Here is a 14,365-nt window from a genome sequence, read left to right on the forward strand (position 1 = left end):
CTGTCCCTTCAGCTAGAAATCGCAGGAGCCCCGCACTGTACCCGTAGGGTCGGTGTCGGGAGGAATGCGCTTTGATGAAGTACAATGAACTTATGAGCCAAGTCCTGACCATATCCTGTAAGCTCAAGGTGTCCCCGTCGCAAGCCGCCAAATTGGACGCGACGATGGAGGCTTTTGGCCAAGCCTTGAACTGGGTCAACCAAAACACACCAGAAAAAGTAGTCAACGCAGTCAAACTCCAATCCCTTTGCTACTACGAGATTCGAGCCCGGTTTGGCTTGTCCAGTAACTTGGCTCAACAGGTGTGCAGACGGGTAGCGGGTTCCCGCAAAGTGGCTAAGCAGAAAAAGCGTCCCGTCAAGGAGTTTAAGAGCGGCTTTGTTACCTACGACGCCCGTATCTTTTCGTTCCGTCAAAAAGACTGGACGGTGTCGCTCACCACGGTTGAAGGGAGAGAACGCTTTGAACTGGCCATTGGCAACTACCAGCGTGGGATGCTGGCTGGTTCCAACCCCAAATCTGCCACCCTGGTCAAGCGCAAAGATGGCTCCTACTACATCCAGATTTGCGTAGAGAAAAAACCACCCAAGCAACAAGATACCGACAAGGTGATCGGGGTGGACTTGGGGAGGACAGATATTGCCCATACGTCAGAGGGGGACAACTGGAATGGACAACAGTTGAACAGAGTCCGCGACCACTACTCCCGGTTGAGGGCGGTACTCCAACGCAAAGCCAGTAAGGGCACACGCAGTTCGCGGCGCAGATGCAGAGAACTGCTGCAACGGCTGTCTGGCAAGGAGAGACGCTTTCAAGTGTGGGTCAATCATCGCATCTCCAAAGCTATTGTCTCTAGGGCAAAAGCTACCAACAGCGCTATCGCTCTGGAAGACCTGACAGGGATCCGGGAAAGGGTCAATCAACAGCCACGCAGCAAAGCTGAGCGGCGCAGGGCCAACAGTTGGGCGTTCTACCAGCTTAGGATGTTTGTGGTCTACAAGGCTGCCATCGCCGGAGTACCTGTGGTGCTGGTTCCGCCTGCCCACACGTCGCAGACCTGCCACCGGTGTTTGCATATCCATCCCGACCCTGCGCAATCCTACCGCAATGGGAAGCAGTTTAAGTGTGGGCACTGTGGATGGGAAGGGGATGCGGACTGGAATGGAGCCAACATGATTGCTAAACTTGGGGCTGCCGTAAACCGGCCTAGAGGTCCGTGGTTGGCTTGCCAACTGCAGGGCTACCGAAAGCCCGCCCTGTACTGCGAAGTAGTCAGGGTCGGGTAGTTTACAAGTGACTTTAGCCGCCCGCAGCAGTGGGATGGAGTTTTTGCTCACGGATGAAGCTCCCCTGCTCTCGGTGGGGGGAGTGTCCCGTTATTTGAAATCGCTGCTGGCCGGGGATCCCTACTTGGTCAGGCTGTGGGTGAGCGGGGAAGTCTCCAGTTGCCAGCGCAACCGCAATGGCCACCTGTTCTTGACCCTAGTCGATCCGGAAACCGGTGACGTTCTCAAGGGGGTGGTCTGGCAGGGCCAAACTTCCAGGCTCAGCTTCTGGCCGGAAGTGGGGCAACAGGTGCTTGCCCTTGGGCAACTTGGCATCTATAGCGGCGGCAGCCATTATCGCCTCGTCATCTGGCAATTGCTGCCTGTCGGGGAAGGGCTGTTGGCGTTGCGATTTCAACAGCTCAAGGCCCGCCTCAGTGCTGAGGGCTTGTTCGATAACCAACGACCTCTGCCTGTTCATCCCCAGTGCATTGCCGTCGTCAGTTCCCCCCACGCTGCCGGCTGGGGAGATATTCGGCGCACCCTCAACCAGCGCTACCCCGGGCTACGGGTGCTGTTCTCCCCAGCTCAAGTGCAAGGGGAGGCGGCCCCGGAATCAATTGTGCGGGCCATTCGCCGGGTGGAACAGGATGGGCGGGCGGAAGTGCTTCTTTTGGCGCGGGGCGGTGGAGCCAGCGAAGATTTGGCCTGTTTTAACGATGAGCGGGTGGTGCGAGCCATTGCCGAATGTCGGATCCCGGTGGTCACCGGGATCGGCCACCAGCGGGATGAAACCCTGGCTGACTACGCTGCCGACTACGCCGCCCATACCCCAACGGCGGCTGCCGAGCGGATCGTGCCGGATCTGGGGGAATTGCAGCGTCAGGGATCCCAGTTGCGCCAGAAGTTGATCGAACGCACCCGCCAAGCTTTGGAAAAAGCCCAGCAGCGTTTGCAGCAGGCCCAGCACCACTTGGTCTACGTGCATCCAGAGCGGCTGTTGCAACAGGCCCAGGAGCGCTTGACCCAGCGCCAACATCGCCTGCTCCAAGCCGTGCGCCATCGCCTCCGGCAACACCAACAGCACCAACAGGCCCTGCAAGATCGCCTCCAAGCGCTCGATCCCGAAGCCATTCTGAAACGGGGCTATGCCTTGGTGCGAGATGAAGAGGGATCCCTGATCCGCACCCATCGCCTGCCTCCCCAAACCCGCCTGATGATACAACTGGCCTCGGGAAGCCTATGGGTACGAGTAGAGGAGAGCCATGAGCCGCCGCAAACGTGAGGAGCCGTGGCGCTATGAAGCAGCCATTGCCGAGGTGGAAACTTTGATTGCCCAGATTGAATCGGGGGAACTGGATCTGGCGGAAGTGGTGGAGCGCTTTCAACAGGCCGCCCAAACCCTGAAAACCTGCGCGGACTTTTTAGAGCAAAAGCGGCAGCAGGTGGAGATCATCATCGAGCAATTGGGCCAAGAGGAAGAAGACTCGCAGGCGTTCTAGGGATCCCACCTGATCATTCCCCCTGCACTGCTGTCGCCATTCTGCTTCACTATGGATGGTCGTTGGATGGTTGTCTTTATCCTTGCGCCCCCATGCCCGCAAAGATCCTCGATGGCAAAGCCTTAGCCGCCCGCTTGCAAGCGGAGATGGCCGCCCAAGTGCAAGCTTGGATACCCCAGGTGGGGCGGCCACCGGGATTGGCAGTGCTGCGGGTTGGAGAGGATCCCGCCAGTGCGGCTTACGTGCGTGGCAAAGAGCGGGCCTGTGAGCGGTTGGGCATTGCTTCTTTTGGCCGACATTTTTCCGCCCAAGACTCCCCTGCCCATTTGCTCGACACCATCGACCAACTCAATCAGGACGAGCGGGTGGATGGCATCCTCGTCCAACTGCCCCTGCCCCCCGGCTGGGATCCCATCCCCCCCCTTCTGGCCATCAATCCCGACAAAGATGTGGATGGACTCCATCCCCTCAACCTGGGCCGGCTGTTGCGCGGCGAGCCCGGCCTACGCAGTTGTACCCCTTTGGGCGTGATGCGCCTGTTGCAGGCAGAAGGGATCCCGATTGCAGGCCGAAAGGCAGTGGTGGTCGGTCGCAGCATCTTGGTGGGCAAGCCCTTGAGCTTGATGTTGTTGGCCGCCGATGCGACGGTCACCCTAGCCCACTCCCGCACCCCCGACTTGGCAGAAGTGACCCGCGCCGCCGACATTGTGGTGATGGCCGTGGGCCGCCCCCGCCTATTGAGGGCAGACATGGTGAAACCCGGCGCGGTGGTCATCGACGTTGGCATCAACCGCATCGAGACCCCCACCGGAGCCGAGCAATTGGTGGGAGATGTGGACTATGAAGCGGTCAAAGAGTTGGCCGCTGCCATCACGCCCGTACCGGGAGGCGTAGGGCCGATGACGGTAACGATGCTGCTGGCCAACACCCTACAGAGCTATAAACTGCGCAGCCACTTGTGTAGTCATTATTAAACAGGAATGAAACATTTCTGTTGCATTGTTCCCTAACTTCCCTCTCTCTCTGGGAGAAGAGCTGGGGTTGGTCGCGGCAGCGGCACAGAGCGCTTGGGGAGTGTCTCAATCTAGCTTGAAATGACTATGGTTTGGAGACTGTTCTCAAAATGTTCTGTTGCTTGGATCCTCCCCCTTTGGCCCAGAAGAGTGAGGAATGGAGAAGTTGCCCCAGAGGAGTTTGAGGTGACCGCTGCAAATGTCCAAGCTGCGCGCGGAGCACCCTAAGGCTGCAAGATCATCGACCAGGAGCCGCTCTCCCCATCCCAAAACGGGGCCAGAGACTCTCCCACCACATTGGGCCCCCAATAGCGGCGGGTTCCATCCAGGGCGAAAGCCACCACAATGTCTCCGGGGCCGATTTGCAGCGGTTCCTCTCCCAAGCTCAGCAGCAATCCCTCGCTGCCCCCTTCTCCAGGGGCAAAGTCCCAGTGGGCCGTTTCCGGATTGATCATCCGTTCGCCGCTGCGCATCAAGATCACCAGCCGAACCGGATGGGGCGTGCGATTGCCGACACGAAAGGGTCCTGTGCGGGCGGAGGTGGGGGCAGCCTGGGGGGATAAGACAGGCTCTGAGGGCAGAACAGGGATAACATTCCCCTCAACAGAATCTTCCAAGGCTTCCAGCATCGGTTTCTCCAGAGTTTGTGCTCTCAATCCCTGCACAAGAACCCCTACCCCAACCAAAGCGACAGACAACACTAGGGATCCCTTGCCCCTCAAAGCTCTGTTCAGCAATGGGCCGCCGGCGAAAAAAGAGGCAACAGCCTGAGCGAATGAGCAGATCAAGACGCACATCGAGACCACTGCAAGCCAAAGTGATACGTGTCGAGTTAGACAAAAGGCATCAACTGCTGCCCTACCCCTGATAGACCAGCCATACGCGTACAGAGTTCCATCAGAGGATAACGCCCCCACCGTGCAGAACACGATCGTTCAGCTACGTTAACACGTCCATTCCTCTATTCCCCGTGCTTTGGAGGAACAAGGAATAAGGGATCCCCCGCCCCAGACCAGGCTAAGCAAGTTTGGATCCCTTTTAGGGATTCACAGCCCGACGCTGCCACCCTTTGGAAGTGCGCTCGTACACCGTCCGCAATTGGGGATAGATCTGATCCCCCTTAAGCTGCAAGTGATCCACCTCTGTTGGCTCCAGCAGTAAAGCCACAAAGGTCTGCGGAGGCAGCGGATCTTTCTCTTTCGGCAACTCTTGAATAAAAGCCTCTGGCGGGGCGAGCGGCCCTTTGGGTTCCGGCCAAAACCAGAGGAGCCGTCCTTTTTCCGATATCTGTTGCCACAACTGCTGCCGCTGGCGCTGGGCCTGGGGATCCGGATGATCGGCGGCGATGGCCTCAAGGGTGCCAGCGATGCGGAATTGCTCGCGGGTTTTGCAGAAATACCAGCAGATCTGGGCTTGGGGGCAGTGGGCAATTTGTCGGATCTTCTCGCTGCGACTATCCACCGCCAATTGAATGCGGTCGGTATCGCCCAAAAACCCCCGGAAAACGACCGTGCGGTTGCGCGGATGCCCCTGGGGATCCACCGTGGCCAATTGCAAATACCGCACACCGGGATCGCTACGGTTCCGGTGCAGTGCCGCCTGAATCAGCGCCCGCCAAGAGGGATCCGCAGTAGAATTGCCCTTCGGGTCTTTCATCCGTTTTTCGCAAGGTGCAAGCAAGCCAGGATTGGGGCTCTCTCTCCCTTAGCTAGGGGGTGGAGAAGCCTCAGATTGGGAGTCTCTGGAGTGCCTTGGTGAGGACTCCGCACCGCCGACGCGACCAGAGCTGGGATCCGGCTCAGTTGGGCTGATGGGATGAAAGTGGTGCTCCAGCCAGCCTTCCGGTGGCCCCTCAAACCGCTCCGGCACCGGCTGCTTCACCTGCAATCCCCGCAACACCGCGTTGAGATAGGCGCTATCCCAGCTAAAGAAGCGGCTTTCGCGGATTTTGTGCCACACCGAACGCGACATCAGCAACGTCCGCTCTACATCCTGGGCTCCCAGCTTCAGCAAGAACTCCTCCCGTTCCGGCTGGTAATCGGTGGAGGCCAAGGCCAGAGATTGCGGCGGATGAGCCTGAGTAAGCTGGGCCATCTTGGCCATGAGTTCGGGGTAAAGCCAAGTGTAGGCGGGGTGAACCGTAAGCTTGGCCACATGAGGTTGCTGCCCGGTGCGATCCAACTTCAAGTTGAAGTAGCCGATGGCGGTTTTGCGTTCGGGCTCGTAAACACACACTTCCACCCGCTCCGTCTGGCTAATGGCGCATTTGGCCTGCTCCAAAAGCCAATCCAGTGGGCTAGTGCGAAAATCGTTCACCTCACGGTCGTACACCTGGCGCACAGTGGCCGGCATGGATCCCGTATCCAGTTGGTAGATGGCATAGGCATCCCGGTTGGTCACCGGCACCAGGTTGGGCAATTTGGGCTCGTGCTGGCTGAGAGCTGCCAGAATATCGGCTGGAATCGACCAGTAGGTGATCTGAGCCAAGGGTTGGAAGCCGTTGCGCCGGTAGAGCGCCATTGCCCCCTTGTTGTGGATGTTCACCTCCAGGATCCAGGTGCGAGCTTCCCGAAAGTGCTCCATGCAGTGCTTGAGCAGCCGGGATCCCACCCCCTGTCGCTGGGCAGAGGGCGCCACTGCGATATGATCAACCCGCCAGGTGCTGCGGGAATGGTTGAAGGGAGAAACCTGAATCACCCCCTGAATCTTGCCCTTCAGCTCCGCCACATGCACTGTAAACATGTGCTGGAAGCGATTGGGAAACAGGGTCAGGGTTTTCAGGGGCCCATACCACTGGCGCAACCGCCGCACTTGGCGACGAATATCCACCGAGCGGCTGCTGTACTCTTCATCAAAGGCTTGCGCCAAAATCTCTTCCACAGCCTCCAGATCCCCCAGTTGGGCGGGGCGAATGATCAGGTCAGGGGCACCAATGGGGGCTTCGGCATCCGGGTCGGGTCTTGCTGTGGTGTTGTCCATGCCAATCGCAGGCGGGAGAATATTCAAAGCATAGCTCAGGCTCTCTTGCTTTTTCTAACCGGGAGGATCGTTCTGCAACAAAGCTTGAAAGCCTACAGATCGGCTTTCCCGTTATCGAGAAAGGCTTGGCCGCCAAGAAGGGCGTGAACTCAGCCTCCCGGTAGCTGCCCAACAATGACGAATGGGAGAGCCGGCCCTCTACCCTGCTGGGGTCAATGCCGGGTCGCTCACGCCCCAACGTCTAGCAAGGTCAAGTTGCTGAAGGTGAAGCGCTTCTCCACAGGGCCGGTTTCCGTCTCGGTCTGGATACGCCGCTCCGAGAGGATGTAATACTTGCCCACTTTTGTGTACAGATCCTCGAATTGGCTGCGCCCGCCCTTTTGCTCGCCCGTTTGGGGATCGTGATAGACGGAATCGTAGCGGTGGGAAAGATAGCCTTCGCCGGTATCGTGGCTGCTGAAGGTGTGGATGGTAACCACCACTCCGTGGATATGCCGATGCACCATAGTAACCTGGTTATCGCGCACGTGGTAGCGATCCCCTTCGGCTTTGCCCCCCACCAGGATCTCTACTGTGCCATCGGGCAGGGTTTGGCCGTAACGGAAGGTGTTGTTCCCATGGGTCTCGTCGAAGCTGCGGCGCACCCGGTGAATGGCAATCTCCCAAAGTTGGTTGTGAATGGCTTTTCGAGCTTCCTCATCTTCTACGCCGGTAACAGTGGCCTTTAGGTCTGCCCCCACTCGCACCTGCCCAACGAATGTGCGCTCCCCATCCCAATAGGTGACCTCGGCGCTGTAGCCCGGGAAAGCGGGATCCCAGGTGTAGCGGTTTTCATAGGCGGCCCGAAACAACTCTTGGGCAGAGACTTGAGTGGCGATCATCGGCTGTCTCCTTCCTGTTTTCCTTGCAAGCACTTCCCCTGAGCATCCATCATACCGCCCCCTGCTGTTGGGCTGCCCCCCAGTTGCCTTCGCTGAGAGCCTGCATCTGGTGAACTGGCCTAGCCGCTCCCCTGTCCGCTGCTGCAGGATAGAAGCACAGCCATGGGAACTTCTTCCTCACACCCAATTTGGCTTGCGAGTTTAGCCGCTGCTGTGATCCCCAGAGTATTCTCTGAGAAGGGTTCGCCTATTTTTTGTGGGTGAGGAGGGAGATTGAAAGGTTTTGACAATCGCGTCAGCGGGGCGGATCCCCTAGAGCCTGGCCTGACGCCGCCCCAGACCGGCATGGCAACCGCGCCAGAGATGATGGGGCCAGTGCTGAAAATCATTGGCAAGCAGACCCTGAGTGGCCACATCCCTATTGGCGGGGCGAAAAACTCTGCCTTGGCGCTGATGGCCGGGGCCATCTTGGCTCCTGAGGCTTGTCGAATTCACAATGTGCCCCGTCTGCTGGACATTGAACGCATGGGACAGATCCTGGCCACGCTGGGAGTTAAGGTTTCCCATGTTGGCAATACCCTGGACCTGGATGCCAGCTCCCTCAAAACCTCTCAAGCCCCTTATGAATTGGTCAGCCAGTTGCGGGCCAGCTTTTTCATCATAGGGCCTCTGTTGGCGCGGCTGGGGGTGGCCAGAGTTCCCCTGCCCGGTGGCTGTGCGATTGGGTCTCGTCCCGTGGATCTGCATGTGCGGGGTCTACAAGCCTTGGGGGCGACGGTCCAAATCGAGCATGGGGTGGTTCATGCCTATGCCCGTAAACTGTTGGGAACCCGAATTTACCTGGACTATCCCAGCGTCGGTGCCACCGAGACCTTGATGATGGCCGCTACGCTGGCGGATGGAGAAACGGTGATCGAGAACGCCGCCCAAGAGCCGGAGGTGGCGGATCTGGCCCGCTTTTGTCAAGCCATGGGGGCCCGCATTCGCGGTGTCGGCACCAATACGGTTGTGGTGGTAGGGGTGCCCCGCTTGCATGGAACAGAGTACACGGTCATTCCCGACCGCATTGAGGCCAGCACCTATCTCATTGCCGGGGCCATTACCCGCTCTCACCTCACGGTTGGCCCTGTCATTCCCGATCATCTGCGGGCGGTGATCGCCAAGTTGCAAGCGATGGGGCTGCGGGTGGAAGAGGAAGGCCCAAACCGGCTGCGCATTGCCCCGGCTCAACTGAGCTCAGGCTGGCTGTGTCAGGCAACCGATATTCAAACGCTGCCCTATCCCGGTTTCCCCACCGATGTGCAGGCGCCGATCATGGCCTTGGCCGCCTTGAGCGAGGGCAGTTGCACCATTGAGGAGACAGTGTTTGAAAACCGCATGCACCACATTCCCGAGCTCAACCGCATGGGAGCCGATATTCGCCTGAAGAACCGAGTGGCCCTGATCCGAGGGGTGCCGTCCCTTTCCGGCGCTCCGGTGGTGGCTACCGACCTGCGGGCGGGTGCGGCCCTGGTGTTGGCCGGTCTGGCGGCTGAAGGCTGCTCCACGATCCACGGATTGCACTACATCGACCGGGGCTACGAAGCCATTGATGAAAAGCTGCGCAGTGTCGGGGCCAAGGTGTACCGCAGCGAAAGCCCGACAGCGCAATTGGGGAAATGAGCCGTTTCACCGCCGTTTGAAGTTTGAAGAAATCGTTGCATCTCTCCCTGCCTATCGCCTGGCCACAATGCGCGGCGACCGCTTGCTGGGTGAGCTTTCCAGCCGTTTCGCAAGTATCGAGTTGTCTGGTGACTCAACGCAGTCGGGTTGAGTATCTTAGTTCAGAGGTGGTGGGGAGGTAAAGCATGGGGATCCTGACAAGCAGCCAACGACGCTGGACAAGATGGGCTGCCGGTGTGCTGGCAGCAGGAGCGGCTCTGGGTGGAGCTGTCTGGGGCTTCTACACCTCATCCTGGGCAGAAACCGCGGAGGTGGCCTCTGCACGAGAAGGCAGGGATCCGGCGCAACTGCCTCAAACTTCCACAACGGCCTTTCTGCGGGCCTACGCAGCGCTGCAAGCCGGCCAAGCGCAATCTGCCTTGAAGGATTTGCAAGGGCTGGAAGAGAGCCTGCCGGTTTTGAGGGAAGAGATTTGGAAGCTCAGGGCCCAAGCCTATGAACAGTTGCAGGATAAGGAAACAGCCCAAGGGATCTGGTGGCCCAAGATTTTGCAGGAATATCCCCACAGCCCTGTCGCTGCCTACGCCCTCTGGGGGATGGGCCAGGTGGATCGGCTGCGGCAGCAATTTCCCACCCACCCGCTGACTGGACGTGCCCTCAAGCATTTGCTAGAGCTGAACCCCGACCGCTATGACCTGCTGCGGGATTTGGCCCAACATCACCCGCAAACCCCTGGGCTAACGCCGCTGCTGGATCGCTGGCGGCAGGCTCAGGAGGGATCCCTCACGGCTTCCGACTGGCAGATCCTCGCCGATGCCTACTGGGAGCAACGGGAGTACGGCAAAGCTGCCCGGGCCTATGGACGTGCCCCCGCCACCTCTCAGAACCTCTACCGCTGGGGCCGCAGCCACCAGATCTCGCGGGAGTTTCCCCAGGCCAAAGCGGCTTACCAAGTGCTGCTGGCACAGTTTCCCGATGGGCCAGAGGCTTCTCTCACCCGCCGCCGTTTGGCGGAACTGAGCGACCTGCCGACGGCGATCGACTTGCTTCGACAGGTGGGAGCCGGCTCAGATAAAGAAGCTCCAGAGGCGTTGCTTAGCCTCAGCCAGCTTTACGATCGCAACGCCAGCCCCCAATCGGCCCAGGCTACTCGGCAAGCCCTTTGGGATCGCTTTCCGGCCAGCGAAGCTGCAGCCAATGCCGCCTGGACGGTGGCCTGGAGCCAAGCACAAGCAGGCAATCTCAGCCAAGCCATCGCCCTGGCCCAACAGATCGGATCCGCCCAGCGGGATACAGAAATGGGGGCACAACTGCTCTACTGGGCGGGCAAATGGCGGGAACAGCAGGGGGATGTGGCTGCAGCTCGGCAGACCTATCGGCAGGTACTGCGTCAGTTTCCCCACACCTACTACGGCTGGCGGTCGGCAGTGCAACTGGGCTGGCCGGTGGGGGATTTCTACAGCGGGCGCAAAAGGGTTGAGGTGGATTTTCAGCCGGTGCGCCAACCGTTGCCAGGGGTCTCTGCAGTTACGCAAACCCTGCATTTGATGGGAGCCAGCCAACTGGCCTGGGAACGCTGGCAGGGCGAAACTCCGGTGCAGCGGGATCCCCGCCAGATGAGCGTTGCCGAGCGCTTTGTCACGGGCATTTTGCGCAACAGCGCCGGAGATCACCTGCGGGGCATTAACCAGGTGGCTGCTTTGCGCTTCAGCGAAGAGCCGGATCCCCTGCTGGAGACGTTGAGGCAGCGCCAAGATTTTTGGCAGGCCATCTATCCGCTGCACTACTATGCGGGCCCCGACAATTCCTGGAGCGGGGATCCCTACGCCCAACCCGGCTTGGCCCACTGGTCACGGCAATTTAACCTCAATCCCTTGATGGTGGCGGCTCTGATCCGGCAGGAATCCCGCTTTGAGCCAGAGATCGTCTCGGCCTCGGGGGCTTTGGGCTTGATGCAGGTGATGCCCGCTACTGGCCGCTGGATTGCCCAGCAGATCGGCCTGGCCCAGTACAGCCTCACCAACCCCGCCGACAATCTCTACCTGGGATCCTGGTACTTCGACTACACCCACCGCACTTACCAAGACAACACCTTGCTGGCCCTGGCCAGCTACAACGGTGGCCCCGGCAACGTGGCCAGATGGCTGAACCGCTTTGGCTTCGAGGATCCGGACGTGTTTGTGGAGCAGATCCCCTTCCCCGAAACCCGGGGCTATGTGAAGTCCGTGTTTGGCAACTACTGGAACTACTGGCAGCTCTACACCCAGGAGGGGCGCACTCTGGTCAGCCAGCGACTGCATAACCCCTCGTCTTCTTCATGACTTCCGGTTTTGTCGCGGGAGTGCTGCCGTAGAGGGAGTGGGCTTTTTTCCCACAGTATTCTGGGAGAGTTACAGTTATTCCAAGATTTGGCAGTCAAGATTTGACAGTGCCGTTCGCGCTGACAGGACGGGGTTCTATGGTCTCTGGGTTTGAACAACAGGAGGGCGTTTGCGTTAGCGGTGCGGAGCACTATCAGGGGGCGGCAGAAAAGCAGACTGCCCGACAGGAGCTGGCTGTGGATTTTATTCGCCATGGCATAGCCGAGGAACCCCGGCCAGAAGTCGAGGATGCCTTTCGGGCCCTTACAGACGAAGGTCGCAAGCGTTGCCGCAAGGTTGCCCGCCAGCTCAAGAACATGGGCTGGAGGTGGGATCTCCTGCTCACCAGTCCCTTGGTGAGGGCTCGACAGACCGCTGAGATCTTTTTGGACGAGAACCTGGCCGAAGCTGTGGAGGTGTTTGAACCGCTGGCTCCGGGGGGCAGTTTTGCTGACCTGGTGCGCTGGCAAGCAGAGCGGGAACCTCTGGCGTCTTTGGCTCTGGTCGGTCACCAGCCGGATCTGAGCCTGTGGGTACAAGCGGCTGTTGGTCTAAACCCGGCCAACGCCCACGCGATCACCCTCAAAAAAGCGGGCCTAGCCCAAGTGCGCTTTGCCGAAGGCCGGATTGACTACCGCCAGGGATCCCTGACTTTGTTGCTCTCCCCCAAGGTGGTGCTGCGCTGAGAAGAAGCTGGCTCATCATGATAAACGCCCAACGAGTCGGCCAGAGGTTGTGCCCCTAGGTTCAGCGCTGAGAGGAGGTCAGCCGCTCTCCCAGCAATTGCACACAATAGGCCGCCAGCCCCAACCCCACCATGGCAAACATGAAGGCAATCAGGGAAACGGAACCGACCAGCAGGTAGCGCACCAGAATGCTGATTCCGCGGGCCAACGATCCAATCTCCACCTCAATTGGCGGCAACTTGGCCAACATCGAGAGCAGCAGTTGAAAGAACCCGTAGCCCAAACTGACGGCGATGGCGGCCCCCAAGAGGGCACTGAAAGGATGGGGGGATCCCTGTGGAGAAGAAGACATGGGGCAGCACCGGAAAACTCACCTTTATTCTAGGCTGCAGGTAGAATATGGAAGTTTCTTTCCGGCAGGCCTGGGGAGTATGGAGAGCGGATCCCATTACGAAGTTTTGGGCGTTTCCGTGGCGGCGACGGCGGAGGAGATCAAGTCTGCCTACCGTCGTTTGGTCAAGTACCACCATCCCGACAGCCTGCTGGCCAAAAAAGATCGGGCCACCTCTGAGCGCATCCGCCAGATCAACGCTGCCTACGCGGTGCTCAAAGATCCGCAATCTCGCCGCGACTACGACCGGCAATTGCACTCCAGCCGCACCTCACCCTGCCCTCAGCCGAGGGGATCTCCCCATGAAACCGTCAGCCACGAAGCCATCGCCCGCGCAGCCTGGATCCAACAGGTCTACACCCCCCTAAACCGAGTTTTGGGGCCCCTGCTGTCTTCCCTAGAGCCTCAGTTGCATGCTTTGGCGGCGGATCCCTTTGATCCCAACCTGTTGCAGTCTTTTGCTGACTATCTGGAAGAGTGTGCGCAGAAACTGGCCCAAGCCCAGCAGATCTTTGGCCGCCTCCCCAATCCCAGCAGCCTGGGGGGAGTGGCTTCTCGCCTCTACTACGCCCTCAACCACCTAGAGGACGCTCTAGAGGAGCTGCAGTATTTCCCCCTGAACTTCGACGACCGCCATCTGCACACCGGACAAGAGCTGTTTCGCCGGGCAGGGGGGCTGCGCCTGGAAGCTATGGAAGCTTACGCCAAGAGTTCACCCTAAGCCAGAGCGGGATCCCCCCCTGGGCAGAGAGGGGCGAGGATCATAGGGGATGGGGATGTACTGCACGGAAGGGCGGCCCATGGTGGCCTGTGGGTACAAGTCCATCAGGGCATAGATTTGGGGTGGCAACTCAGTAGAAATGGGCAGGCCCAACCTTTGGGCTTCTTCGGCAGTGATCGGGTAGTCGTGGGTAACTTGTCCACTGGTTAGGTACTGGATGAGGGGCTCGATGCGTTCGGGGGCAATTTTGCGCTTGGGCACATCGTCCTTCAGGAGATCCCGCACGAAGTTCTGTACCTGTTGCATCGCTTTGCGGGCCAGATCTGCCAGGATCAAGGTTTGGTCATCGATTTCGGCAATGGGTTTATCCGCCACCACCTGCAGAATACTGGCGGCAGCATACCCCCCCAACTGTGGATCCACCGGCCCCAGGACTGCATTGGCATCCATGACGATTTCGTCGGCGGCCAGGGCCAGCATCGTCCCCCCCGACATGGCGTAGTGGGGCACAAACACTGTCACTTTTGCCGGATGGCGGATCAAGGCGCGGGCAATTTGCTCCGTAGCCAGCACCAGGCCACCGGGGGTATGCAAAATCAAATCAATCGGGGTATTGGGTGGAGTGAGGCGAATCGCCCGCAATACCTGCTCGGAGTCCTCGATGCTGATGTAGCGGGAAACCGGGATCCCCAAAAAACTGATCGACTCCTGGCGGTGAATGAGCAGAATCACCCGGCTGCCCCGCTTTTGCTCCAACTCCCGAATGGCCATCAAGCGCCGGAACTCTTGGGCACGACGGTTCAGCAGAGGTTGCAAAGAGCTGAAGATCAGAAAAATCCAGAACAGGCTGCCCCAGTCCACTTTCACACCTCAAGTGGGATCCCTTTGACTCCAGCATAGGGGAT

14 protein-coding genes are annotated in these 14,365 nt (G+C 59.3%); 8 read left to right on the forward strand and 6 right to left on the reverse strand.

Annotated features, from left to right (window positions below; genetic code table 11):
- Nucleotides 1-92 precede the first annotated feature (92 nt).
- The 4 genes from ACVWY8_RS11710 (at nucleotide 93) to folD (ending at nucleotide 3,741) form a co-directional block, all read left to right on the forward strand.
- A complete protein-coding gene (locus ACVWY8_RS11710) occupies nucleotides 93-1,286 on the forward strand; it encodes an RNA-guided endonuclease InsQ/TnpB family protein (protein ID WP_457395182.1) in 1,194 nt (397 codons plus the stop codon).
- Nucleotides 1,287-1,320: 34 nt separating this feature from the next.
- The gene (gene xseA / locus ACVWY8_RS11715; protein WP_457395184.1) at nucleotides 1,321-2,550 is read left to right on the forward strand and encodes an exodeoxyribonuclease VII large subunit; all 1,230 of its coding nucleotides are present in this window, start codon (nucleotides 1,321-1,323) and stop codon (nucleotides 2,548-2,550) included.
- Nucleotides 2,531-2,767: an exodeoxyribonuclease VII small subunit gene (xseB, locus tag ACVWY8_RS11720; RefSeq protein ID WP_414357481.1), complete on the forward strand. Its 237-nt coding sequence runs from the start codon at nucleotides 2,531-2,533 to the stop codon at nucleotides 2,765-2,767. The genes xseA and xseB overlap by 20 nt, the downstream gene beginning before the upstream one ends.
- Nucleotides 2,768-2,859: 92 nt before the next feature.
- Entirely contained in the window at nucleotides 2,860-3,741 is an 882-nt protein-coding gene (gene folD / locus ACVWY8_RS11725; protein ID WP_011431762.1) for a bifunctional methylenetetrahydrofolate dehydrogenase/methenyltetrahydrofolate cyclohydrolase FolD, read from the forward strand.
- 263 nt (nucleotides 3,742-4,004) lie between these two features.
- On the opposite strand, the gene ACVWY8_RS11730 is transcribed toward folD, so the two are convergent.
- The 4 genes from ACVWY8_RS11730 to ACVWY8_RS11745 all read right to left on the reverse strand — a co-directional run bounded on the left by ACVWY8_RS11730 (nucleotide 4,005) and on the right by ACVWY8_RS11745 (nucleotide 7,640).
- Entirely contained in the window at nucleotides 4,005-4,481 is a 477-nt protein-coding gene (locus tag ACVWY8_RS11730; RefSeq protein WP_457395096.1) for a hypothetical protein, read from the reverse strand.
- A gap of 337 nt (nucleotides 4,482-4,818) precedes the next feature.
- The gene (locus ACVWY8_RS11735; RefSeq protein ID WP_414423877.1) at nucleotides 4,819-5,436 is read right to left on the reverse strand and encodes an Npun_F5749 family FMN-dependent PPOX-type flavoprotein; all 618 of its coding nucleotides are present in this window, start codon (nucleotides 5,434-5,436) and stop codon (nucleotides 4,819-4,821) included.
- Between the two features lie 48 nt (nucleotides 5,437-5,484).
- Nucleotides 5,485-6,759, reverse strand: coding sequence for a GNAT family N-acetyltransferase (locus tag ACVWY8_RS11740; protein WP_457395099.1), 1,275 nt, complete (start codon nucleotides 6,757-6,759; stop codon nucleotides 5,485-5,487).
- Nucleotides 6,760-6,986: 227 nt separating this feature from the next.
- Nucleotides 6,987-7,640 (reverse strand): DUF3386 domain-containing protein, encoded by a 654-nt coding sequence (locus tag ACVWY8_RS11745; protein WP_414422439.1) that lies wholly within the window; start codon nucleotides 7,638-7,640, stop codon nucleotides 6,987-6,989.
- A gap of 345 nt (nucleotides 7,641-7,985) precedes the next feature.
- On the opposite strand from ACVWY8_RS11745, the gene murA reads away from it, so the two are divergent.
- The 3 genes from murA (at nucleotide 7,986) to sixA (ending at nucleotide 12,348) form a co-directional block, all read left to right on the forward strand.
- Nucleotides 7,986-9,302 carry a UDP-N-acetylglucosamine 1-carboxyvinyltransferase gene (gene murA / locus ACVWY8_RS11750; RefSeq protein ID WP_414331363.1) on the forward strand — a complete coding sequence of 439 codons (1,317 nt, stop codon included), beginning with the start codon at nucleotides 7,986-7,988 and terminating at the stop codon, nucleotides 9,300-9,302.
- 185 nt (nucleotides 9,303-9,487) lie between these two features.
- Nucleotides 9,488-11,623 carry a lytic transglycosylase domain-containing protein gene (locus ACVWY8_RS11755; RefSeq protein WP_457395102.1) on the forward strand — a complete coding sequence of 712 codons (2,136 nt, stop codon included), beginning with the start codon at nucleotides 9,488-9,490 and terminating at the stop codon, nucleotides 11,621-11,623.
- Nucleotides 11,624-11,760: 137 nt separating this feature from the next.
- Entirely contained in the window at nucleotides 11,761-12,348 is a 588-nt protein-coding gene (gene sixA / locus ACVWY8_RS11760) for a phosphohistidine phosphatase SixA (protein ID WP_457395105.1), read from the forward strand.
- 61 nt (nucleotides 12,349-12,409) lie between these two features.
- Here the strand turns inward: sixA and ACVWY8_RS11765 are convergent, their stop codons facing one another.
- On the reverse strand, nucleotides 12,410-12,700 hold the full coding sequence (locus tag ACVWY8_RS11765; protein ID WP_414408575.1) for a DUF3082 domain-containing protein: 291 nt from the start codon (nucleotides 12,698-12,700) through the stop codon (nucleotides 12,410-12,412).
- A 79-nt stretch (nucleotides 12,701-12,779) separates the two neighbouring features.
- On the opposite strand from ACVWY8_RS11765, the gene ACVWY8_RS11770 reads away from it, so the two are divergent.
- The gene (locus ACVWY8_RS11770; protein ID WP_011431771.1) at nucleotides 12,780-13,460 is read left to right on the forward strand and encodes a J domain-containing protein; all 681 of its coding nucleotides are present in this window, start codon (nucleotides 12,780-12,782) and stop codon (nucleotides 13,458-13,460) included.
- On the opposite strand, the gene ACVWY8_RS11775 is transcribed toward ACVWY8_RS11770, so the two are convergent.
- Complete coding sequence (locus tag ACVWY8_RS11775; RefSeq protein WP_414350282.1) at nucleotides 13,452-14,321, reverse strand: SDH family Clp fold serine proteinase; 870 nt, start codon at nucleotides 14,319-14,321, stop codon at nucleotides 13,452-13,454. The genes ACVWY8_RS11770 and ACVWY8_RS11775 overlap by 9 nt on opposite strands.
- Nucleotides 14,322-14,365: the final 44 nt, after the last annotated feature.

The sequence above is a fragment of the Thermostichus sp. OS-CIW-32 genome (assembly GCF_054060415.1).